The sequence below is a fragment of the Marinobacterium sp. YM272 genome, assembly GCF_050908845.1.
Lineage (GTDB): Bacteria > Pseudomonadota > Gammaproteobacteria > Pseudomonadales > Balneatricaceae > Marinobacterium_D.
On record NZ_CP194171.1, the window covers coordinates 1,158,573 to 1,179,796 of the forward strand.

At 46.0% G+C, this 21,224-nt stretch carries 17 protein-coding genes and 1 pseudogene; all 18 read left to right on the plus strand.

What is annotated here, in order from left to right:
• The first annotated feature begins 9 nt into the window (after window positions 1–9).
• The 18 genes and pseudogenes from rfbD to ACQUQP_RS05535 all read left to right on the plus strand — a co-directional run bounded on the left by rfbD (window position 10) and on the right by ACQUQP_RS05535 (window position 21,219).
• Window positions 10–891, plus strand: a complete 882-nt coding sequence (rfbD, locus tag ACQUQP_RS05450; RefSeq protein ID WP_432697793.1) for a dTDP-4-dehydrorhamnose reductase — start codon at window positions 10–12, stop codon at window positions 889–891.
• Window positions 892–1,071, plus strand: a complete 180-nt coding sequence (locus ACQUQP_RS05455) for a hypothetical protein (RefSeq protein ID WP_432697794.1) — start codon at window positions 892–894, stop codon at window positions 1,069–1,071.
• A 20-nt stretch (window positions 1,072–1,091) separates the two neighbouring features.
• The gene (locus ACQUQP_RS05460) at window positions 1,092–2,213 is read left to right on the plus strand and encodes a polysaccharide biosynthesis C-terminal domain-containing protein (protein WP_432697795.1); all 1,122 of its coding nucleotides are present in this window, start codon (window positions 1,092–1,094) and stop codon (window positions 2,211–2,213) included.
• Window positions 2,214–2,546: 333 nt separating this feature from the next.
• Window positions 2,547–3,932, plus strand: coding sequence for an undecaprenyl-phosphate glucose phosphotransferase (locus ACQUQP_RS05465; RefSeq protein ID WP_432697796.1), 1,386 nt, complete (start codon window positions 2,547–2,549; stop codon window positions 3,930–3,932).
• A 760-nt stretch (window positions 3,933–4,692) separates the two neighbouring features.
• Window positions 4,693–5,643: pseudogene (locus tag ACQUQP_RS05470) on the plus strand (IS5 family transposase).
• A 392-nt stretch (window positions 5,644–6,035) separates the two neighbouring features.
• The gene (locus tag ACQUQP_RS05475) at window positions 6,036–7,715 is read left to right on the plus strand and encodes an ABC transporter ATP-binding protein (protein WP_432697797.1); all 1,680 of its coding nucleotides are present in this window, start codon (window positions 6,036–6,038) and stop codon (window positions 7,713–7,715) included.
• A gap of 207 nt (window positions 7,716–7,922) precedes the next feature.
• Window positions 7,923–8,087 (plus strand): hypothetical protein, encoded by a 165-nt coding sequence (locus ACQUQP_RS05480; protein ID WP_432698678.1) that lies wholly within the window; start codon window positions 7,923–7,925, stop codon window positions 8,085–8,087.
• A 195-nt stretch (window positions 8,088–8,282) separates the two neighbouring features.
• Window positions 8,283–10,535: an N-acetylneuraminate synthase family protein gene (locus tag ACQUQP_RS05485; RefSeq protein ID WP_432697798.1), complete on the plus strand. Its 2,253-nt coding sequence runs from the start codon at window positions 8,283–8,285 to the stop codon at window positions 10,533–10,535.
• Entirely contained in the window at window positions 10,535–11,278 is a 744-nt protein-coding gene (locus ACQUQP_RS05490; protein WP_432697799.1) for a cytidylyltransferase domain-containing protein, read from the plus strand. Before ACQUQP_RS05485 ends, ACQUQP_RS05490 begins: the two co-directional genes overlap by 1 nt.
• Window positions 11,268–12,455 (plus strand): polysaccharide pyruvyl transferase family protein, encoded by a 1,188-nt coding sequence (locus ACQUQP_RS05495; RefSeq protein WP_432697800.1) that lies wholly within the window; start codon window positions 11,268–11,270, stop codon window positions 12,453–12,455. The genes ACQUQP_RS05490 and ACQUQP_RS05495 overlap by 11 nt, the downstream gene beginning before the upstream one ends.
• 35 nt (window positions 12,456–12,490) lie before the next feature.
• On the plus strand, window positions 12,491–13,369 hold the full coding sequence (locus tag ACQUQP_RS05500; protein ID WP_432697801.1) for a class I SAM-dependent methyltransferase: 879 nt from the start codon (window positions 12,491–12,493) through the stop codon (window positions 13,367–13,369).
• On the plus strand, window positions 13,369–14,052 hold the full coding sequence (locus ACQUQP_RS05505) for a glycosyltransferase family 29 protein (protein WP_432697802.1): 684 nt from the start codon (window positions 13,369–13,371) through the stop codon (window positions 14,050–14,052). The genes ACQUQP_RS05500 and ACQUQP_RS05505 overlap by 1 nt, the downstream gene beginning before the upstream one ends.
• Before the next feature lie 77 nt (window positions 14,053–14,129).
• The gene (locus ACQUQP_RS05510) at window positions 14,130–15,101 is read left to right on the plus strand and encodes a glycosyltransferase (protein WP_432697803.1); all 972 of its coding nucleotides are present in this window, start codon (window positions 14,130–14,132) and stop codon (window positions 15,099–15,101) included.
• A 487-nt stretch (window positions 15,102–15,588) separates the two neighbouring features.
• Window positions 15,589–16,719 carry a glycosyltransferase gene (locus ACQUQP_RS05515; RefSeq protein WP_432697804.1) on the plus strand — a complete coding sequence of 377 codons (1,131 nt, stop codon included), beginning with the start codon at window positions 15,589–15,591 and terminating at the stop codon, window positions 16,717–16,719.
• Window positions 16,716–17,753: a polysaccharide biosynthesis protein gene (locus ACQUQP_RS05520; RefSeq protein ID WP_432697805.1), complete on the plus strand. Its 1,038-nt coding sequence runs from the start codon at window positions 16,716–16,718 to the stop codon at window positions 17,751–17,753. The genes ACQUQP_RS05515 and ACQUQP_RS05520 overlap by 4 nt, the downstream gene beginning before the upstream one ends.
• Before the next feature lies 1 nt (window position 17,754).
• On the plus strand, window positions 17,755–18,873 hold the full coding sequence (wbjC, locus tag ACQUQP_RS05525; protein WP_432697806.1) for a UDP-2-acetamido-2,6-beta-L-arabino-hexul-4-ose reductase: 1,119 nt from the start codon (window positions 17,755–17,757) through the stop codon (window positions 18,871–18,873).
• A 17-nt stretch (window positions 18,874–18,890) separates the two neighbouring features.
• Complete coding sequence (gene wecB, locus ACQUQP_RS05530; RefSeq protein WP_432697807.1) at window positions 18,891–20,021, plus strand: non-hydrolyzing UDP-N-acetylglucosamine 2-epimerase; 1,131 nt, start codon at window positions 18,891–18,893, stop codon at window positions 20,019–20,021.
• Between the two features lie 10 nt (window positions 20,022–20,031).
• Entirely contained in the window at window positions 20,032–21,219 is a 1,188-nt protein-coding gene (locus tag ACQUQP_RS05535) for a glycosyltransferase family 4 protein (protein ID WP_432697808.1), read from the plus strand.
• Window positions 21,220–21,224 lie beyond the last annotated feature (5 nt).

Sequence of the window (21,224 nt, forward strand, 5' to 3'; positions counted from 1 at the left end):
AGCGCCGGAATGCGAGTGTTGATTACAGGTGCGGGTGGTCAGGTTGGCTACGAGCTATCGCGTCTTGCACCAGCTGAGTTTGAAGTGCTTGGACTTGATTCCGCCGCCCTCGATATCACCGACCTGGGCCAGGTTCAGTCCGCCGTTGCCTGGATTCAACCTGGGCTCATCATCAATGCGGCTGCGTATACCGCTGTGGATAAGGCTGAATCTGACGCCGAACGTGCCTGGGCGGTGAACCAGGACGGCGTTGCCAATCTTGCGACCGCTGCTAAAGGGTTGGAAATACCGGTCTTACATATATCTACGGACTACGTGTTTGCCGGCGATGCTGATACGCCTTATAGCGAAACAGATCCTACCGGCCCCACCGGTGTATACGGTGCCAGCAAATTGGCAGGGGAAAATGCGCTCGCGGCAGCGTGCAGCCGTTACCTGGTGCTGCGCACCAGTTGGGTGTTTGGAGCGCATGGCAATAATTTCGTAAAAACCATGCTGCGCCTGGGGAACGAGCGAGACAGTCTCTCGGTTGTTGCCGATCAGCAGGGTGGGCCTACCTCTGCAGTCAGTATTGCAACAGCGCTTTGGAAGCTGGCTGAAATGTACCGGATAAGGCAGGAGTTGCCCAGGGGCGTTTATCATTTCAGTGGTACGCCGTACTGCAGCTGGTTTGAGTTCGCTGAAGAGATATTCCGGCAGGCTGAGTCGTTAGGCCAGGTGCAGCAGTGCCCGCAACTTTCAGCGATTACCACGGCTGATTATCCGACACCGGCCAAGCGTCCTGCCTGGTCGGTGATGGATTGCAGCAAGCTTGAGAAGGCAAGCGGTATTGTTCCCCCATGCTGGAAGGAAGATCTACGTGATGTGCTGATAGAATTGAGTAAAAGGTAGATGAATACTACCGCTCTTTCTTCCTTGAAGGATAAATTAAGTGATACACATACCCGGGAAATCCTCTTGGGGAGTGCTGCGGCGATAATCGTGAAGGTGCTTGCTGCAGGCGCATCTTTTTTAATGAGTCTTGTAGTAGCCAGAACTCTGGGTGCTGATGAGGCAGGGCTTTTTTTCTAGGTTTTACGCTAGTTACTATATTGGCGACACTGTCTCGTTTTGGACTGGAAAATAGTCTGATCCGTTATATTTCGGCGGAAAATTGTCAGAAAAATTATGCAAGCGTGCACGGAGTATATCGTAAAGGGATGTTGTGGGCTCTTGCCTGTTCGATTTTGCTCTTATGTATATTGTTAATGGCAAATCAACTATTGGCCCGTTGGTTTTTCGATGTTGAAGGCTTTGCTAAAGTATTATGGATTATGAGTTTTGCCCTACCACTGCTTACGCTTTACACATTGCAGGCGCAATCACTACAGGGACTGAAACGTGTCGCTAAAGCAATGTTTTCGTTAAATGTGGTCGTTCCGGCAACAGTACTTCTATGTATGCTGATATACCCACTGCACAGTGCTGCCTCTGTAGCCTGGGTTTATGTAATAGCTTGTTTTGTCGCCTTGGGTGTCGGCTGGTTTTGGTGGCGCGGAAGCGTACCAAAAACAGATGAAAGGCCTGTCTTTGATTCTAGGCTGCTACTGGCCAGTTGCCTGCCTTTATGGGGGGTTATGTTGTTTGGGCAGGTCGTGCAGTGGTCATCGCAGCTATTGCTTGGGGTATGGGGGACACCTTCGGATGTGACACTCTTCGCAACAGCTCAACGGACAGCCATGCTAATTAGCTTTGTACTTGTCGCAGTAAACGCGATCGCAGGCCCGAAATTTGCCGCTATGTATCGACAGGGCGATATGCAGGGGCTACGTCGTACTGCACTGATGTCGGTAAGACTAATGCTTATGGCGGCTGTGCCCGCCGTGTTATTCCTGATGCTTTTTCCCGAGTGGTTGATGGGGCTGTTTGGTGCTGAGTTTAAAGCGGCTGCCGGGGTTCTTATGATTCTGGGTCTGGGGCAGTTCGTTAATATCGCATCAGGATCTGTTGGCTATCTACTTAGTATGACGGGATACGAACGGCAATTGCGTTTTAATGTAGTTGCTAGCGCTTTGCTAGGCGTCGGTTTAGGCGTTTTACTGATACCTTTTTATGGTCCTGTAGGTGGGGCTATCGCCTCATCACTGGCCGTCGCCTTGCAGAGCTTACTTGGTGTATATCAGGTCAATAACTTGCTAGGGGTTAATACCTTGGCTTTTTGGCGAAAAATATGATGATGTTTTATGTCAGATTTTTTATCAATTAAGTGCTGAAATATTTTGAACTCATGTTTTTCTCATGAATGGACAGTCGGAATATATAGGAGGGATTGAATTGTTTAGGTACTTACTATCTAAGTAAGAAGGCTGCTGACATATCCAGCTATGTGCCCGGATATAAACTATAAGTTGTTAATTAATTTAGGCGTGGGATACACTTCTATTCATTCCTCGTATTATTAATAACCGACATAGATCAAAAGCAAGCTGATATTGTTTAGTGTTGAACCAGAATGTTAACGTCTTATCCTGAGATAGTCGTTGTTGACCGCAAGGAATCTCTGATTGATGTCTGCTTTCTCCTCTCCTGAGTTGGTACGAGCTTATCCAATGCATCGTCTGGCGATGCTATCCGATTGTGTCGCGGTTCTGTTGGGCAGTGTGGGGGCATATCTGTTGCGCTTTGGCGTAACACCGGTTGCTGACCAGTTCATATTGGCAACAGCTGTCATGATGCTATGCGTTATCCTCGTCAACTTTAGTACTGAGTCCTACAGCCAGTGGCGCACCACCAGCTTGTTACGCCTGTTGCGTAACCTGTTTCAAAACTGGGCGCTGGTGTCGCTGATCATTGCCACGCTGATCTACTTTACCGATGCCTCACAAAAATATTCGCGTCTGTGGCTCGGTTTCTCACTGCTCTTCTCGTTTACGCTGGCGGGTGCTGCACGTATATCTGCTCACCTGCTGCTGAGTCACCTGCGTACCAGTGGTCGTAACCGCCGTCAAGTTTATCTATTGGGCCCGCCGGCAACGCTGCTGAAAGTTGCCCGGAAAATGCGCAAAAACAGCAGCGAAGGGTTTTCTATTGGGGGAGTCACTCGCCTGACGGATGGGTTTAGCGATTCTTTTTTGCAGGAAACCGTCGAGAAAATCCGCACATCTGGCTGTAACGAGGTCTGGATTAGTGTGCCTCTGGATATGGGCTCAACGGTCAAGGCGCTAATGTACGCGCTGCGTAACGAAACTATTGAAATCCGCTATATGCCGGAACTCAGAGACATCCCACTGCTGAACCACCGGGTCAGCTCAGTAGCGGGGATGTACTCTATAGATTTGAGTGTCACGCCGATGAACGGCCCGGCCCGGGTGTTCAAGCGAGCGGAAGACTTGATTATCGGTGGATTGATTATGCTGCTTATTTCGCCGGTCTGTCTGGCGATTGCTATCGCCATAAAACTGACATCGCCAGGACCCGTGCTGTTCAAGCAGTATCGCACCGGCATAAACGGACGAAACGTCAAGGTGTACAAGTTCCGTTCAATGAAGGTACATCAGGAAAGCGAAGGGCAGATCACACAGGCGACCAGGGGCGATAGCCGTATAACGCCGATCGGCGCCTTTCTGCGCCGCACATCTCTTGACGAGTTACCGCAGTTTTACAATGTACTCCAGGGGCGGATGTCCATCGTCGGGCCTCGGCCCCATGCGCTGGCACACAATGAGTATTACAAGGATCTGGTTGAATCCTACATGCGTCGTCACAAGGTGAAGCCGGGGATTACCGGCTGGGCTCAAGTGAATGGCTATCGTGGTGAAACAGATACGCTTGAGAAGATGGAAAAGCGAGTGCAATACGATCTCTGGTATATCAATAACTGGTCACTCTGGCTGGATCTGAAGATTATCCTGGCGACAGTGTTCAAGGGGTTCATCAACAAAAATGCGTATTGACCGTCCTCTGTATCGTTAACGTCAGACTAGAGCGTTCACATGCGCTAACTGTTTCATCCTGCGAGAACACTTCCTGCCGCCTCGAAAGGGACGCGTATCTTCTCTTTCCCGGCTACGGTTTGGTGCTGCGATGCATCTTGGATTGCAGCAGCACGGACCACCCAGTCCTGTCTTTTTCGCCACTTCAATACTGCCGAGCCATTGATCCAGCACCTTGTTTTCAGCTACAACCCTAGACTGACGGTGTTAGTCGATACAAAGTCGATTACCATCTAACAGCTGTTTGAATGACCAACCATTACAAATGCTCAACTAGGATTGAGGTGTACCCATAACCTCCGGGCGGTAGCGTGCCAAAAGAGCGCTCCTTGGCCTGAATCTGTTGAAGTGTGAATAGCGGGTAGGGGCAAGGGATATGCCATATAAAGAGATTCAGCATCACGGCGTACGAGATAGCGTTACCGGGTCATGTCCTAAGTTGCATATCGATGACAGCCTAAGGGCGTTGATCGTCGCTCACGTGCAGATAGATCATGTGGGACGTATCCCGTGATTATTGGCTTCCGCTTTTAATGGACCGCTCTCAGCCTTCAGCCAAACTACTGCCGTTGATGCCGGAAGAAGAGTTCAAGTTAGGTATAAACCACGACCGCGCACTGGTTTAGCGTTACCTGAAATAGATCGAGTCATAATTAGGGACGGTGTGATCAAGTTCGGCTCGTGGGAGAATGGCGGCCATTAACTGAACCAAGGAAGCGCCATGGACCAACAGCTCACAATTTGCCGATAGGGAGTTCAGCAACAAGCGTCGCCAGACACGAAAGTAAGTATTCCTCGGCCGTATGGATAAGCTGATCCTGTGGGCGTGGTTGGAAGCGGTAATCGAGCCTCATTATCCAAAGGCTGCTAATGGGCGACGACCCTATCCGCTGGCGACCATGCTCCGGACTCACTGCATGCAACATTGGTACAACCTTGGCGATCTAGGCATGGAAGATGCGCCGTACGAAATTGCCTCCATGCGCCTGTTTGCCGGTCTGTCACTGAAGAAGGCCATCCCCGATCACTCAACGATTTTGAAGTTCCGCCACCTGCTGGAGAAACACGGGTTAGCGCGGCAGATCTTCGACGAGGTCAATCAGTGGCTGTCCGAGGCAGGTGTCCTGCTTAAAGAAGGTTCGCTGATCGACGTTACTATTATCAAGGCACCCAGTTCAACCAAGAACCACAGTGGTGGGCGTGGCCCCGAGATGCACCAGGCGAAGAAGGGCTATCAATGGCACTTTGGCATGAAAGCACATATCGGTGTAGATGCGCGTACCGGTATCACGCACAGCTTCACCCCACGGCAGTCAATGAGGATGACCTGAACCAGGCTGAACATCTGCTCCACGGCGATGAAGGGTACCGGGGTGCTAAAAAGCGAGACGAGTTTCAGGATGTGAGTGCGGACTGGCACATCGCCGAACAACCAGGGAACCTGAAAGTACTGAAAAAGCGCCCTCGGATCAATAAGGTCTGGATCCGCACCGAGTATCTGAAGGTCAGCCATCGCGCCAAGGTTGAGCATCCGTTCCGGATCATCAAACACCAAATTGGCTTCGTGAAAGCCTGTTACTGTGGTCTGAAGAAAAATGACGGCAAACTGGCGATGCTGTTTGCTCTGTCAAACCTCGTGCGTATGGATCTGATCTTACGAACACATGGTTAATCTGTATGTGCTGCCTGAAAAGCAGTTCGCCGCTGGTAAAAGCAGGAATATGGCGCCTCAATTGAGTGTTGGATGCGACGATTTCGACTCACAACGGAAATAAAAACTTAATCACAGTCTCCCTAAGGAAGCGCTGAAACATCAGTTTGTTAACACCAAGCAAATAGGGGGGAACAATGCTGATTTGATTCCGTAGCTATATCTAAATAGGCTCTACGCCTCTTCTGGACTCCAGATCAAAGGTCGATACTCCAGCCGATGCTGAGAAAAGCTCCAAATCTTCCATCCACCAGACATCATCATTCATGTACGCCACACTTAAAGAACTATTTTTACTCCTAACCCCAGAGCAACGGCGAAAACTGTTGTGCCTTCAACTGTTGGTAATTCTAATGGCATTCGCCGAGATCGCGAGCGTGATCGCGATTGGCCCTTTCATGGCCCTAGTGGGTGATTTGGATCAATTGAGGGGTGAGGGATTGATCGCTCAGTTCTACGTATATTCTGGTGCAGCGGACCCACATTCGTTTCTGATGATGATAGGGGCTGGGGTATTGACCGTACTTACCTTGGCCTCGGCGATCTCCATTTTCACCGCCTGGTGTCTGGCGCTTTATGGCACCAAGGTTGGTGCAGAACTATCCTGTCGCCTGTTTAGACACTATCTCTACCAGCCTTGGCTTTTCCACACTTCGCAAACCAGCAGCCAACTGACCAACCGCATTGCGCTGGAAAGTCAGCGAGTCACCAACAGCGTGATCAACCCACTGATGCAACTTAACGCCAAACTGGTGTTGGCGTTTTGCATGGCGGTGGCGATTTTTATCTATAACCCGCTGGTGGCTTTGGGCGGTGTCAGTATATTTATTGCCGCCTATCTGGTTTTGTATCTAACGGTACGCCGTCGCCTTATTCGCAACGGCCGCACAATCAGTGACGTCCAGGGCGTACGTTTCAAGTTAATGAACGAAGGCTTCGGCGGTATCCGAGATGTCTTGTTGCTGGAACGCCAGCCGATCTTCACAGCGCGCTTTGAAAGGGCCAGTAACCACCTTGCGCGCGCCCAGGGAACAACTCGTGCCATGGGACAGATACCACGCTATATCATGGAGTTGGTGGCGTTTGGCAGCATCATTTTACTTGTCCTTTATTTGTTGGCTGCGTACGACGGCAACCTAGGTGCGATTCTGCCGATGCTCTCGATCTACGCGCTGGCGGGCTTTAAACTGCTACCTGCCCTGCAGGTTGTGTATGGCAGCACCTCCCAGATACGTGGCAACCTGGCAGCCATCGACGCGCTGCGCACCGATCTGCAGGCTAGCGCACTAGTGCCACAGTTGCCTACCGAGACTGACCGCATGAACGACGGTAGCCCTTGGAAGCCGAAACAGCGTATTCAGCTCAAGGATGTAACTTTTACCTATCCCGGAAAAACGCAGCCAGTACTCAAGGATGTTACCCTCGATATCGATGTGAATCAGACCATAGGCCTGGTTGGCCCATCCGGCGGCGGCAAATCGACAATTATCGACATACTGTTGGGTCTGATAAAGCCCCAGCAAGGACAGTTGCTGATTGATGGCGAACCGGTAACAGAAGCAAACAGACACCTCTGGCACCGTGTAGTGGGCTTTGTCCCGCAATCGATCTTTCTGGCCGACAGCAGTATTCGGGAGAACATCGCCTTTGGATTACCTCAGGAACAGATAGACGATGCCAATGTGACACGCGCGGCACATCTGGCACATCTCGATGAATTGCTGGAAAGCCTGCCAGACGGGCTGGAAACCCGGGTTGGGGAGCGGGGCATCCAGCTTTCGGGCGGGCAGCGTCAGCGGATAGGGATTGCCCGAGCGCTGTACTATGATCCGGATATTTTGGTTCTGGATGAAGCGACCAGTGCGCTGGATGGCGCTACCGAAAAGGCGGTTATGGATGCGATTTACGATTTTTCAGGGAAGAAAACCATAGTGATGATAGCGCATAGGCTAACGACAGTTGAAAAGTGTGACCTTATATACTCTGTTGACGGCGGGCTTGTTTTTGAAGATAAGGAAATACTAAGGAAATAGAGTTCCGGCCCTAACGGCCTACAACTGCCTATAGCTCCATTTGTGAAAATATCGCTTTCTGATTACCTATAGAAGACGCTGACGAGGAAAATGTAAATAGTGCAGCTAAGCTTGCTCAGCTTGATGAATTTTTGTTAGAACTACCCCAAGGATTAGATACGAGAGTGTGATGCGCAACTATCAGGTGGGCAAAGACAGCGTATAGGGATAGCGAGCGGGCTATATCAGGATGTTGGGGTTTTAATTCTTGATGAAGCAACCAGTGCGTTAGATAGCATTACAGAAAAACTAGTAATGGATGCGTTCAACGATTTATCTGGAAAAGACCATAGTAATGGTCGTACACCGACTCGCAACAGTTCGCAAGTGTGATCCTATTTCTCTGCTGGATCAGGGATAAGTAATCGATCAAGCTAATTATAACGAACTATTTGTAAGAAATTCGATTTTAAAAAATAGAAGAATATTATTGATTGGTTTTTATGGGAAACAATTTTTTGTTATCAAATTACGAGTTTTATAAAATAATATATAAGCGTAATTTTAATTTTTTCTAAGAGATTTAATATGATAATTGATAGGAATTTAAACCCATATATAGTATATGTCGAAGACTCAATACAATATGCTCTTGAAAAAATAAATAAAAATTCAAAGAGAATGGTATATTGCCTATCAGAATCGGGGTTTCTTGAAGGTGTCGTAACGGATGGCGATTTCAGGCGTTGGGTTGTTACTGTATCAAATATAAACTTGGAAAATAAAGTTTCGGAAATAGCTAACAAAGAATATGTTTGTGTTGAAGAATCGTTGCCTAATAAAGACATCGAGAATTTGTTCAGCTCTAAAATATTATCTATACCTCTTGTTGATAGTAGTGGCCGCTTGGTATCGATTGCATGGAATGGAGAATCCGGGGTTCGTATAGGGCACCATATAATCCGCGATGATAAACCAGCATTTATTATAGCTGAGATTGGAAATAACCATAATGGTAGTTTGAAAATCGCAAAACTATTGATAGATCAAGCGGATGAAGCGGGTGTTGATTGTGTGAAATTTCAGCTTCGTGATATGAAAAGCCTTTATACCGAAGGTGGCAATGCCGTTAGTGAAGACTTAGGCGCAGAATATACTCTAGATCTACTTCAGCGCTTTCAGCTTTCCGTTGGCGAAATGTATGAGGCGCTAAATTACGCACGGAGTAAAGGACTTACCGCGCTATGTACTCCTTGGGATGTTGCTAGCCTTAAAAAGCTAGTCGAATATGGCGTAGAAGGTCTAAAAATAGCATCAGCAGATCTTACTAATCATGAACTTCTACGCGCAGCTGCTCGTGCCCATTTGCCGATGTTGGTTTCAACAGGAATGTCTACAGAGAAAGAGATCCGCGAGTCGGTCGAAGTATTGCGCGAAGAAGGGGCCTCTTTCGTATTACTGCAATGCAATTCTACCTACCCGGCGCCAATGCAGGATATCAATTTAGCTTACATGGATAGATTGAAAGAGATTGCTCACGTACCAGTAGGCTACTCGGGACATGAGAGGGGGTACGAGGTCTGCATAGCCGCAATAGCACGTGGTGCCAAAGTAATAGAAAAGCATTTCACTCTGGATCGCTCTATGGAAGGTAATGACCATAGAGTTAGTTTACTGCCAGGGGAGCTCACTGCAATGGTTAAGGCAATCAGGAATGTGGAGCAGGCTATAGGGTCCAGTAAAGAGCGTCAGCTTACCCAAGGAGAAAGGCTCAATAGAGAAGTCTTGGCAAAATCGCTCATAGCGTCATGTACAATCCTTAAAGGAACAGTGATAACTGAAGAGATGTTAACGGTTCGTAGTCCTGGACGTGGACTCCAACCTTCAAGAGCGAAGGAGCTGATAGGAACAAAAGCTTATAGAGATATGCAGAAAGGTGATCTCTTCTATGAGAGCGATATACTGGGTAACTGTGTATCTCCACGGCCATACCGGTTTAATCGGCCTTGGGGGATTCCAGTACGCTACCATGACATACAGGCACTGACGGACGGTGCTTCACCCGATTTTGTAGAGATTCATTTCAGCTATCGTGATCTTGACCTTCAGCCGAGTGACTACTTCTCCGAGCCGGAGAACATAGGATTAGTTGTTCACAGCCCAGAACTATTTTCCGGTGACCATTTGATGGACCTATCATCTTCTGACGCCAACTACAGAGATCGATCTATACTCGAACTGCAGCGGGTAGTAAATCGAACTCGTGAACTTAAGAAGTATTTTTTAAATACAGAAAAACCCTTGATAATTATCAATGCGGGCGGGTTTTCTTCTGATCGATTTATGCCGAAGGAGGATCGCGAAAAACTCTATGAGCGGATAGGTCTGGCTTTGGCAGAGGTTGACTCGGACGGAGTGGAAATAATTCCTCAGACTATGCCACCTTTTCCTTGGCATTTTGGCGGCCAGCGTTATCATAACTTGTTTATGGATCCTGATGAGATAGTAGATTTCTGTGTAAAATATGATATGCGTGTATGTTTAGATACGTCTCATTCCAAACTTGCGTGTAATTATTTTGGTTGGTCTATGCGCGATTTTATTCGTAAAATTGGCCCCTATTCAGCCCATTTACATATTGTTGATGCTTGCGGGTATGATGATGAAGGGCTTCAGATTGGTGAAGGTGATATCGACTTTAAGGCACTGGGAGAAGATTTACAGCAGTGGTCTCCGAATGTTTCATTCATACCCGAAATATGGCAAGGGCATAAAAATACAGGTGAAGGTTTTTGGGTAGCATTAGATCGATTGGAAAGTAGCTTCTCGGAGAGTCATTAATGAGGCGGCAAGGCGATAATAGTATTGTAGCGGTCATACCAGCACGCTCTGGATCTAAGGGAATCTCTGGCAAAAATCTTACAGAGTTGGGTGGTAAGCCCCTAATCGTATGGACAATAGAAGCAGCAATAGCCTCAGGTTGTGTAGATAGAGTGATCGTTTCAACAGATTGTGAAACTATTGCTTCGGTTGCAAGGGCTGCTGGTGCGGAAGTGCCTTTTTTAAGACCTGCTAACTTGGCTGCAGACGAGGTGCATGCGGTTCATGTCGTGTTTCATGCATTAGACTGGTTCCTCAGAGAGGAAAGCCTTGTACCGGAGGCCGTAATGATGCTGCTTCCAACGAGCCCCCTTAGACGTGCCAGTGATATCAATGGAGCTGTTGAACTTTTCCGCAATGAGCAGGCATCATCCGTTATTAGCGTGGTTGATTTGGGCAAATATTTGACTAACTTGCGCTATTTAGATGGTCATCAGCTATCCATGGTCGCTCCAGGCGAAGATAGGAACGCACAGCGTCAGGGACAGAGTAAACTTTTTAGCGTTAATGGGGCTATCTTTATGGCGCGGCCGGCACAACTCCGTAAGGCCGGAACTTTCCATATGGAAGATTCGGTCGGTTTTGTCATGGACTACATCAGCTCAATTGATATCAATGAGCAAAAGGATCTTGAGTTGGCTCGCCGCTTATGCGGTGTTCTTGAACCTTGGAACGCTATTAAGAGCAAAGTCGATGCCCATTAGAAATATAAAAACTTATGGTCCTGTGACCAAGTTGCCAATGTGCATCAATGCAGGCAGAGGAAAGAAAAAGCTGCTCCACATTGGCGTACATAACTCAGCGAATCGGAACGCAGGCGATACTTTGCTTTTCCCGGTAGTACGTAAAGCGTTTGACACTGTAATAGGGCCGTTTGAATGGACCCTTAGACAGGCTTGGGAAGAATTGTCCTTGGATGATATCGATTCGATCAATCAAGAGTTCGACGGCATCGTAATTGGAGGTGGAGGACTTCTGCTAAGGGATCAAGCGGGCAGTGACGTATCGAATAGTGGTTGGCAGTGGAACTGTTCGGTGGGTGCGCTAAAAGCGATAAATATCCCTATTTATGTTTTTGCTATCGGCTATAACCGCTTCAGAGGGCAGGAAGATTTTGACCCTATTTTCACAGAACACATACAGACCTTGGCAGAAAAATCCACATTTCTTGGTTTGCGTAATCATGGATCTATAAAAGCTTTAGAAAAATATTTAGATGGTCCAGCACATCTAAAACTTAAACACCAGTTTTGCCCTACAACAGTCATTTGGCAGCTATATCCAGAGTACAGGGCTTTAGCCGAAGCCCATGATGCGAAAAAGGAAAAGGTATTGGCTTTTAATGCTGCCTTTGATAGAGCTGCATTACGTTTTGGCGATGATCCGGACAAGACACTATCTGAGATTGCCAAGGCAGTGAGCGTTGCAGAGCAACGCGGCTGGCATATTGTGCTAGCCGCCCATAAAACCATGGATCGTGATATTGAGCCGTATTTAGACGCAGCGGGTGTGCAATATGATGTGGCTGATTTGACTGATGCGAGTCCGAATCAAATCATGGAGTTCTACGCTCAGGTTGATTTCGTCTTTGGTATGAGGGGGCATGCTCAATTGATTCCTCTTGGATTAAGGCGTCCGATTATGTCAATCATCAGCCATGATAAGGTGAGATTCCTACTGGAGGATATTGGCCAATCGAACTGGGGAATTGAAGTGAATAGCGAGAAAATGGTTGAAAAGCTAATTGATATGTTATCAATTTTTGAAAACTATCGTGCTACTGTATTAGATAATATCGCTATTGTGCAACAAGCAATATGGGAAAAAACTTTAGAAAATATGACTTTTATCGAGTCGAAAACGAATTATCCTTGTAGTTAAACGATAAGATCTTAAAAAATTCTAAGAGGTAAGTAATGTCACGACTTATCGCAGAGCTAGAGAGTATTGGAGCCCTCTGTAAAGATCATTTAGTAGAGTATTATCCAAGAGTTAGGGATCGAGATGATGTTAGGGTTCTTCAAGATAGTCTAACTGAAGTTATTGTACTTTCTAGTTCGGATCACATCTCAGAATTCTATTATGAATCTCGTAAGGAAAAAGAGTTTTTTTCCGTTTATAACTCTGAAATTAAAACGCCAAAATTAGATGATAACATACGGCGAGCAAAGGAATTTTCTGATTACATTAGAAATAAATGCTGGCTAGATTTTGGTTGCGGCTTAGGAGGAATGCTAGATGAACTTAGTGATGAAGCTGATCTAGCTATCGGACTAGAGCCCAATATAGAACGAGCTAGGATTGTATCTAATAAAGGTCACAATATTGTTAATTCATTAGAAGAGTTAGAAGAAAAATCGCTTGATGTAGTAACAATGTTTCATGTCCTAGAGCATATTGAAAAACCGCTTCAAGCTCTATCTTTAGTTCTTGATAAATTAAAACCTGGTGGTGTTTTGCTGATCGAAGTACCTCATGCTCGTGACGCACTTTTTTCATTGTACGATTGTGATGCGTTTAAAAAGTTTACCTTTTGGAGCGAACATCTTGTTCTGCACACGCGCCAAAGTTTGTTTAAAACTTTGAAAGTATCAGGGTTTGAAGATATAGAAATTTCTGGAATGCAGAGGTATCCCCTGTCAAATCATCTCTATTGGCTTTCTATGGATTCTCCTGGCGGACATAAGAAGTGGCAGATTCTTTCAAGTATCGAGCTAGAGAAAGAGTATGAAGCATCTTTGGCCAGATTAGACCGAACAGATACATTGTTTGCGGTTTGTAGAAAGCATTGCTGATGTTATTTATTCATCTAAAGAAAATATATTTTTTTATTATTTATTTCTATTTTTTGTTAAAGTTAATTCTTGTTTTTAGAGGTAAAAGAGTTGCTGTTGTAGGTGGTTCTCCAAATATTACGTTAAGAGAAAATGGTAACTTTATCGATTCCCATGATTATGTAATTAGGGTTAACTTATTTAGTCCTGATTGTAATCAGCACCGCTTTTATGGGGCTAAAACAAGTTTTCGATTTATTGGTGCTACGATGGTAGACAAACATCAAGAATGTATTCCTCGACTACATGGTGAAGCTGCGAGGATTATTACTACTATTAAAAATAAGAAATTTTTTCTTGGAGTGAATAATGAATTTTTATATTATCCAAGACAAACGCCAATGTACTCTTATGCTATTTTTAGAATTTTTATGTCTAAGGGAGAGTCTTTTCCTAAATTAGAAAAACCGCCTAAGTCGGGGACTATTTTATTGATTATCTTAGGCTTGTTCGGGAGATGTAGAGAATTGAATGCGTTTGGATTCTCTCTTGACGAAAAAGACGCTTGGGAAGCAATGAATTATTTAGATAATAATAAATATGAATATGATAGCAATTACATATATGAGAAACACTGTAATCCGGAGGTGGATATCAATGTACTGAGTTTTATTAAAGAAAAAGGGTTTGTCAATTTTATCTAGTTTTTAGTTTTTATAATATCAAAAGTTCCACTTTGATTTATTGGTTTTCAAAATTATAGTGCGTTATTGAGTAGGTTATGAAAATATCTATAGCTATGGCGGTCTATAATGGCCAAAATTATATAGAAAACCAACTTGAAAGCTTTCTTGATCAGACGGTACTACCGGATGAGTTAGTCATAACAGACGACTGCTCTTCAGACCAAACAGAGGAAATAGTTAAAAAGTTTTCGGAAGCAGCTCCGTTCGATGTTTTACTATTCAGAAACAGTCGCAGGCTGGGTTATTGCGGTAATTTTAATGCTGCCTTAACGAAAACGACAGGAGACCTCGTGTTCCTCAGCGATCAGGATGATGTTTGGTTTCCAGATAAAATCGAGTACATGCTTAACGTTGCTGAGAATAATCCTGATGCCTTGTTGATGATGAATAATGCTTTATTGACTGATAAAACTTTAAACCATAATGGACTGACTAAGATAGGGCAGATACGTTCTGCGGGCTTCGACATGCGTAGCTTTGTAATGGGCTGTTGTTGTGTGGTGCGAAGAGAGCTTTTAGATCTTAGTACACCAATCCCAGAAGGAGTTGAAGCGCATGATAAATGGTTAGTTTGGTTTGCTGATGGTTTGAATGCAAAAATAGTCGATGAAAAAATTTTGCAATATTACCGTCGTCATGAAACAAATGAATCGCAGTTTATTGTAAATAAAATAACTAAAGTTAATCGACTAGAAGCTCTTATTCATTTATCAAGAAATGCATTAAAATCGAATAGCCAGAAAGATCTACGGTCTCAGTTAACACAGTTAAAATTATTTTGTAACGCGATTAATAATTCCTTGCGTATTGCTCCTGAACGTCATATTGAAAGGCTTGAAACGCTTGAAAGGATATATCGTCAACGCGTGGTTTCAACAAAGAAGCGCCTTGAAATCATTGATAAACCACTCCTGACGAGATTTTTAGCCGTAGGAGCTTTAATATTGTGCGGGCATTATAGATATGCTAATGGCCTTCGATCGGCAATTCGCGATATCTTAGGTTAGAAGAGGAAATAACTTATAGTTTTCTACTTCATAACAGCGATTTAGTCCTTCGGATGACGGTAAGTTAATACTTTTTGTCAATATTGTGTAAAGCTTTTCGGTTTTATTGTCGGATATTGTTTTTTACATTGAAACTGATAAATATTCTGTTTACCCGGCTAAGAAGCCTTTTTCAAAGTTTTTTGGGTTATAATCGATTTTTAAGTTGACTGGGAGCGTATATAATATGCTAGTTTCAATTTTGATGTTATTGTTAAGTCCGTACCGGCGGTGGTTATAACAATCTCATCATGGGGCATTATTTTTCTTGCTTAGGTTTTATAAAAGTTCGAGAATATTGAAATAGAGTGGTTATAGTTAATAGTAACTGTAAGGCGGATTCTCTATTGATTATCGCATTAAAGGAAAGCAAAGAAGGTTTTATTATTTGTTTGTTTTAAAGTTTTAGGAGATTCTTTTAGTGATATTTGCTCATCTTCGTTAAATTATGCCTGACGTTATTTCCATTGTGCCTGATAGGCTGGCTCATTATAGAATTCCTGTTTTTGAAAATCTGTCTAAAAATTCTTTTGGCTTAAAGATTCGTGTTTATGCGGACCTTTCAGAGGATTCGTCAAAAATTAATAAACCTTCTCTTGATGAAGCGGTTCAGTTTAGTTTTCATTATAAAAGCTCTAAAGACCTTAGGGTAAAAGGTAGGCTCTTATTGTCAACAGGTTCGATTGCAGCAGCTTTTGATGACTCTAAGGTGGTTGTGTTTTGGGGGGATGCCTTCTGCCCTGGTAACTGGTTAGCAGCATGTATGACTAGGCTGATGGGAAAGAAGCTAGTATTTTGGACTCATGGTCTATATGGCAACGAATCATGGATGAAAAAACGAGTGAGGTGTCTTTTCTATTCGCTGGCCGATGCTTTGCTTCTTTATGGTAATCGATCAAAGTCATTATTAGTCCAAGCTGGGGTTTCGGAAGATAGGCTTTTTGTAATTAATAATGCACTTGAGTTTTCAGAGCAAGATTCTGTGTATAACAATTATCTGTCTCGTTTTGAAGCGACATGTGAATCTGAGATTAAGCTGATTTTCGTTGGTAGGCTGACCGCAGTTAAAAGGCTGGATCTTTTGCTTAAGGCCGTCGCTAATCTAGCTAGTTGTTTTGATGTTCAGCTAAAGATAGTAGGTGATGGAGATGAATGGGATTATCTGACTCAGCTGGTTGGGCGTTTAGGGATATCAGATATCGTGACCTTCTATGGTGCCATCTATGAGGAAGTCACTTTGGCGGAGCTTATTATAGCATCTGATATTACAGTGTCTCCCGGAAATGTTGGTCTTACAGCTATACATTCTCTCATTTATGGTACTCCGGTGATCACTCACAGTAATGCTGAAAATCAGATGCCCGAACACGAGGCTATTTGCCCTGGTTATACCGGTGAACTGTTCGATGAAAATAATGTATCTTCTTTGGAAGCAGCGATATTAAGGTGTAAAAGTAATATATTGTCTGGATCTATTAGTGCTGAAAGCTGTAGATCAATCATAAAGAACTCATATTCACTTGAATATCAAAGTAAAGTCTTTGAAGAACTTTTGAAAAAAAGCTTGGGAGTCGCATGAAATTTACCGAAAAAACTCTTCTGATCACCGGCGGTACCGGATCCTTCGGCAATGCAGTTCTCAACCGTTTCCTGAATACCGATATTGCAGAAATCCGAATCTTCAGCCGGGATGAAAAGAAGCAGGACGACTTGCGTAAACGCTACGCAAACCCCAAGCTGAAGTTCTACATTGGTGATGTGCGTGATTATACCAGTCTATTGAATGCAACCCGAGGAGTTGATTACATTTTTCACGCGGCGGCGTTGAAACAAGTGCCGTCCTGCGAATTTCACCCGATGCAGGCGGTTAAAACCAACGTAATTGGTACTGAAAACGTCCTTGAAGCCGCCATTCAGAATGAAGTTAGGCGTGTCGTCTGCTTAAGCACAGACAAAGCTGTGTACCCTATCAATGCCATGGGTATCTCGAAGGCCATGATGGAAAAGGTGATGGTCGCTAAGTCCCGCAATCTTGATCCGGCTAAGACGGTTATATGTGGCACTCGCTATGGCAACGTGATGGCTTCCCGTGGTTCAGTTATCCCGTTGTTCGTTGACCAGATTCGTGCCGGTAAGCCAATCACCATTACCGACCCGAACATGACCCGGTTCATGATGACCTTGGCGGATGCGGTGGATCTGGTACTTTACGCGTTCGAACACGGTAATAATGGTGACCTGTTCGTACAAAAAGCCCCCGCCGCTACCATTAAAACCTTGGCCCATGCGCTTACCGAGCTAACAGGCAAGCAGGAACATCCCGTTCAGGAAATCGGTACTCGTCATGGCGAGAAGTTATATGAAGTGTTGCTTAGCCGTGAGGAAATGGCCAGTGCAGAAGATATGGGTGATTACTTCCGTATTCCTCCAGACTTGCGGGACCTGAATTACGAAAAGTATGTGGAGCAGGGCGAGGAGAAGATTTCCCAAACCGAAGATTACAATTCTCACAACACAGAACGGCTTGATGTCGCGGGCATGCTGGCGCTGTTGCGGAAACTGGAGTTTATTCGCGCCTTGGAGCAGGGCGAATACGTTAGCCCGGAGGATTAATATGCGTGTAATGGTCACCGGAGCCAAAGGGTTTATCGGCAAGAACCTGTTAATGCACTTACGTGAGAAAGGCGATTTTGAAGTTGTGGCGTTTACCCGTGAACACAGCGAGCATGATTTGCCGAAACTGCTGGAGGGTATTGATTGGGTGGTTCATCTGGCAGGCATTAATCGCCCCGAAGATCCGGCGGAATTCCAGACCGGTAACGCTGACTTCACCCAGGCACTTAGCGATGCAGTGGAGCAAGTTGGCCGCAATATTCCGATTATCTACAGTTCTTCCATTCAGGTAGATCGGGATAACGATTACGGCAACAGCAAACGGGGTGCAGAAGATTCACTGCTAGCGCTTAATGAAAAGACCGGAAATCCGGTATACATCTACCGCCTACCCCATGTGTTCGGTAAATGGGCTCGGCCAAATTACAACTCGGCCGTTGCGACTTTTTGCCATAACATCGCACGAGATTTGCCAGTACAGATTAATGACCCGGACGCGGTGATTAACCTGGTGTATGTCGATGATGTGATTGCCAGTTTCCTCTCGTTGATGGAGTCCGGTGATCAAAAAGGTCCGTTTGTTGAAGTGGGGCCAACGTATCATATAACCGTGAGCGAACTGGCAGAGCAGCTGAACCGGTTCAAGGCCACACGGGATAACTTGGTTACCGAGCCTGTGGGAAAGGGCCTGGTGCGCGCGCTGTATTCCACCTACGTAAGCTATCTGCCGCCGGAGAGCTTCACCTACAGGGTACCCCAGCATAGCGACGACCGCGGCGTGTTTGTGGAAATGCTGAAAACAGCGGATGCGGGGCAGTTCTCGTTCTTTACAGCACTTCCAGGCGTTACCCGTGGCAGGCATTATCACCATTCAAAAACCGAGAAGTTTTTGGTTATCAAGGGCGAAGCCTGTTTCCGGTTCCGTCATATGCTCACTGGCGAATTCTACGAGCTGTTTACTTCTGGTGAATCCCCGGAGATTGTAGAAACTGTGCCCGGCTGGACGCACGATGTTACCAATGTGGGCGACACCGAATTGGTATGTATGCTCTGGGCCAATGAGATTTTTGACCGGGAAAATCCCGACACCTTCGCGTTCCCGGTGGGTACCAAAGACTGAACAAATCCGAGATCTCCATGAAGAAACTCAAAGTTATGACCGTGGTCGGCACTCGGCCGGAAATTATTCGTTTGTCCCGGGTAATGGCCAAACTGGATGAGTATTGCGAACACATTTTGGTCCACACGGGCCAGAACTATGATTACGAGCTGAATGAAATCTTCTTCCAGGATTTGGACATCCGTAAACCGGATTACTTTTTGGAAGCCGCCGGTGCCAGCGGTGCTGAGACTATTGGCAACGTAATTGTCGCCGTGGACAAGGTGTTGGCAGAAAGTCAGCCTGAAGCGCTTCTAGTGCTGGGTGATACCAACAGCTGCATGGCGGTTATTCCGGCCAAACGCCGAAAAATTCCTACCTTTCACATGGAAGCTGGCAACCGTTGCTTCGACATGCGCGTTCCGGAAGAAATTAACCGGCGCATTGTCGATCACACCGCCGACATCAACCTGACATACAGCACCATTGCCAGGGACTACCTGTTGCGCGAAGGTCTGTTGCCGGACCGTGTCGTAAAAACTGGCAGTCCCATGTACGAAGTGCTGAATCACTTCCGCGAAGGTATCGATGGCTCCGATGTGTTGCGCCGCCTGAGGCTGCAAGAAGGAGAGTTCTTTGTGGTGAGCGCCCACCGGGAAGAAAATGTCGATTCCGAGAAAAACTTCCTGGCCCTGGTAGACACTCTGAATGCCATTTCTGAGCAATACGGCTATCCCGTGATAGTCTCTACCCATCCACGCACACAAAAGCGCGTGGACTCGTCGGGTGTGACTTTCCATGAAAACGTGCGCCTGCTGAAACCGCTGGGCTTCAAGGATTACAACAAGCTGCAGTTGAGCGCCAAAGCGGTGTTGTCCGACAGCGGGACTATTAGCGAGGAAGCTTCCATCCTTAATTTCCCCGCCCTGAACATCCGTGAAGCTCATGAGCGCCCTGAGGGTATGGAAGAAACTGCCGCCATGATGGTGGGCCTGAACACTGAGCGCGTACTTCAGGGACTGGTCATACTGGAAAACCAGTGCCGGGGTACCGATCGCTCCATGCGGCTGGTGGAAGATTACAGCATGCCGAATGTTGCAGAGAAGGTGGTACGCATTATTCATAGTTATCGGGATTATGTGATGCAAACCGTATGGAAGCATTATTGAGGGGCGTTCTTTGAAGGTTCTTGCCATACACCGCTTTTACTGGCCCGACACGCCACCCTATGCCTCAATGTTGCGAACGATTGTGCGGCAGTGGGTGAATGATGGCCATGAAGTTCACGTTCTCTCTTCTCAACCTTCATACAAGTCTGGCGTTAAGAACGAGAAGCAACCACGAAGGCAGGTTGTTGACCGTACGCAGGTGATTCGTTTGAACCTGCCCACTGAAGCCGGAAAACCTTTGGTTCGAATCTTTAATGCCTTGCGCCTGGGTGCCGGGATATTTTGGCAGGCGCTGGTAAAAGAGCGTTATGACGTGATTATGGTGTCCACTTCGCCTCCCGTTCTGGGGGGCTGGTTTTCTGCTGTCATAGCAAAGCTGACAGGCGCTCGATTTATTTACCATTGCATGGATATACATCCAGAAATTGGCCGTATCTCGGGTGAATTTCGTAATCCGAGAGTTTTCTCTCTTTTGTCTCGGATGGACAAATGGACTTGTGCTCAGGCGCAGCCTGTTGTGGTTTTGTCTGATGATATGGCTGAAAGCTTGGCTGGCAGAGCGCCTGAAAATCCACCTGAAACTGCTGTGATTAATAACTTCAGCTTACCTTCGGAAAGTTTAAGGCAGGCGGCTTTACCTTTCTCTTGGCCCAGTGAGCCCTTTATTTTGCTCTTTGCCGGTAATATTGGGCGCTTTCAGGGACTGGACACGTTGGTCGATGCTATAGCTCTCTTGCGTGATCGAGCAGATATTCGCTTGGTGATGATGGGAGACGGTAGCGAAAAGAATCGTTTGTCTGACAAAGCGAACCACGTTGGCGCCAGGGTAACTTTTTGGGGGCATCAGCCTGTAGAAGTTGCTAAGGCCGCAATGGCAAAAGCTGACTTAGGCTTTGTAAGTCTGGTGTCTGAGCTTTATCGATACGCTTATCCGAGTAAAACCATGACTTACCTGGAACAAGGTTGCCCGGTTTTAGTCGCGGCTGAAGTGGATAGCTGTCTTGCTCGGGATATTACAGAGAGCGGTGCAGGTTTGGCCGTCAAGAATGGCGATGTTAAAGAGCTTGCTAATGCGATTTCATCTTTGGCAAACCAGCCTGAGCGGACTGATGCTATGAAAAAATGCGCCAAAGGGTTTTCTGAAAGTGCATTTTCCACCGATGTTGTCTTGGCTGAATGGTCTTCTCTTTTGAAATAAATTTG

Excerpts from the sequence above, each read along its gene's own strand:
- ACQUQP_RS05455 (WP_432697794.1), top strand. The coding sequence starts at position 892 with ATGAATACTACCGCTCTTTCTTCCTTGAAGGATAAATTAAGTGATACA.
- ACQUQP_RS05465 (WP_432697796.1), top strand. The coding sequence starts at position 2,547 with ATGTCTGCTTTCTCCTCTCCTGAGTTGGTACGAGCTTATCCAATGCAT.
- ACQUQP_RS05510 (WP_432697803.1), top strand. The coding sequence starts at position 14,130 with ATGAAAATATCTATAGCTATGGCGGTCTATAATGGCCAAAATTATATA.
- rfbD (WP_432697793.1), top strand. The coding sequence starts at position 10 with ATGCGAGTGTTGATTACAGGTGCGGGTGGTCAGGTTGGCTACGAGCTA.
- ACQUQP_RS05490 (WP_432697799.1), top strand. The coding sequence starts at position 10,535 with ATGAGGCGGCAAGGCGATAATAGTATTGTAGCGGTCATACCAGCACGC.
- ACQUQP_RS05505 (WP_432697802.1), top strand. The coding sequence starts at position 13,369 with ATGTTATTTATTCATCTAAAGAAAATATATTTTTTTATTATTTATTTC.
- ACQUQP_RS05500 (WP_432697801.1), top strand. The coding sequence starts at position 12,491 with ATGTCACGACTTATCGCAGAGCTAGAGAGTATTGGAGCCCTCTGTAAA.
- wbjC (WP_432697806.1), top strand. The coding sequence starts at position 17,755 with ATGCGTGTAATGGTCACCGGAGCCAAAGGGTTTATCGGCAAGAACCTG.
- wecB (WP_432697807.1), top strand. The coding sequence starts at position 18,891 with ATGAAGAAACTCAAAGTTATGACCGTGGTCGGCACTCGGCCGGAAATT.
- ACQUQP_RS05520 (WP_432697805.1), top strand. The coding sequence starts at position 16,716 with ATGAAATTTACCGAAAAAACTCTTCTGATCACCGGCGGTACCGGATCC.
- ACQUQP_RS05475 (WP_432697797.1), top strand. The coding sequence starts at position 6,036 with ATGGCATTCGCCGAGATCGCGAGCGTGATCGCGATTGGCCCTTTCATG.
- ACQUQP_RS05495 (WP_432697800.1), top strand. The coding sequence starts at position 11,268 with ATGCCCATTAGAAATATAAAAACTTATGGTCCTGTGACCAAGTTGCCA.
- ACQUQP_RS05485 (WP_432697798.1), top strand. The coding sequence starts at position 8,283 with ATGATAATTGATAGGAATTTAAACCCATATATAGTATATGTCGAAGAC.
- ACQUQP_RS05515 (WP_432697804.1), top strand. The coding sequence starts at position 15,589 with ATGCCTGACGTTATTTCCATTGTGCCTGATAGGCTGGCTCATTATAGA.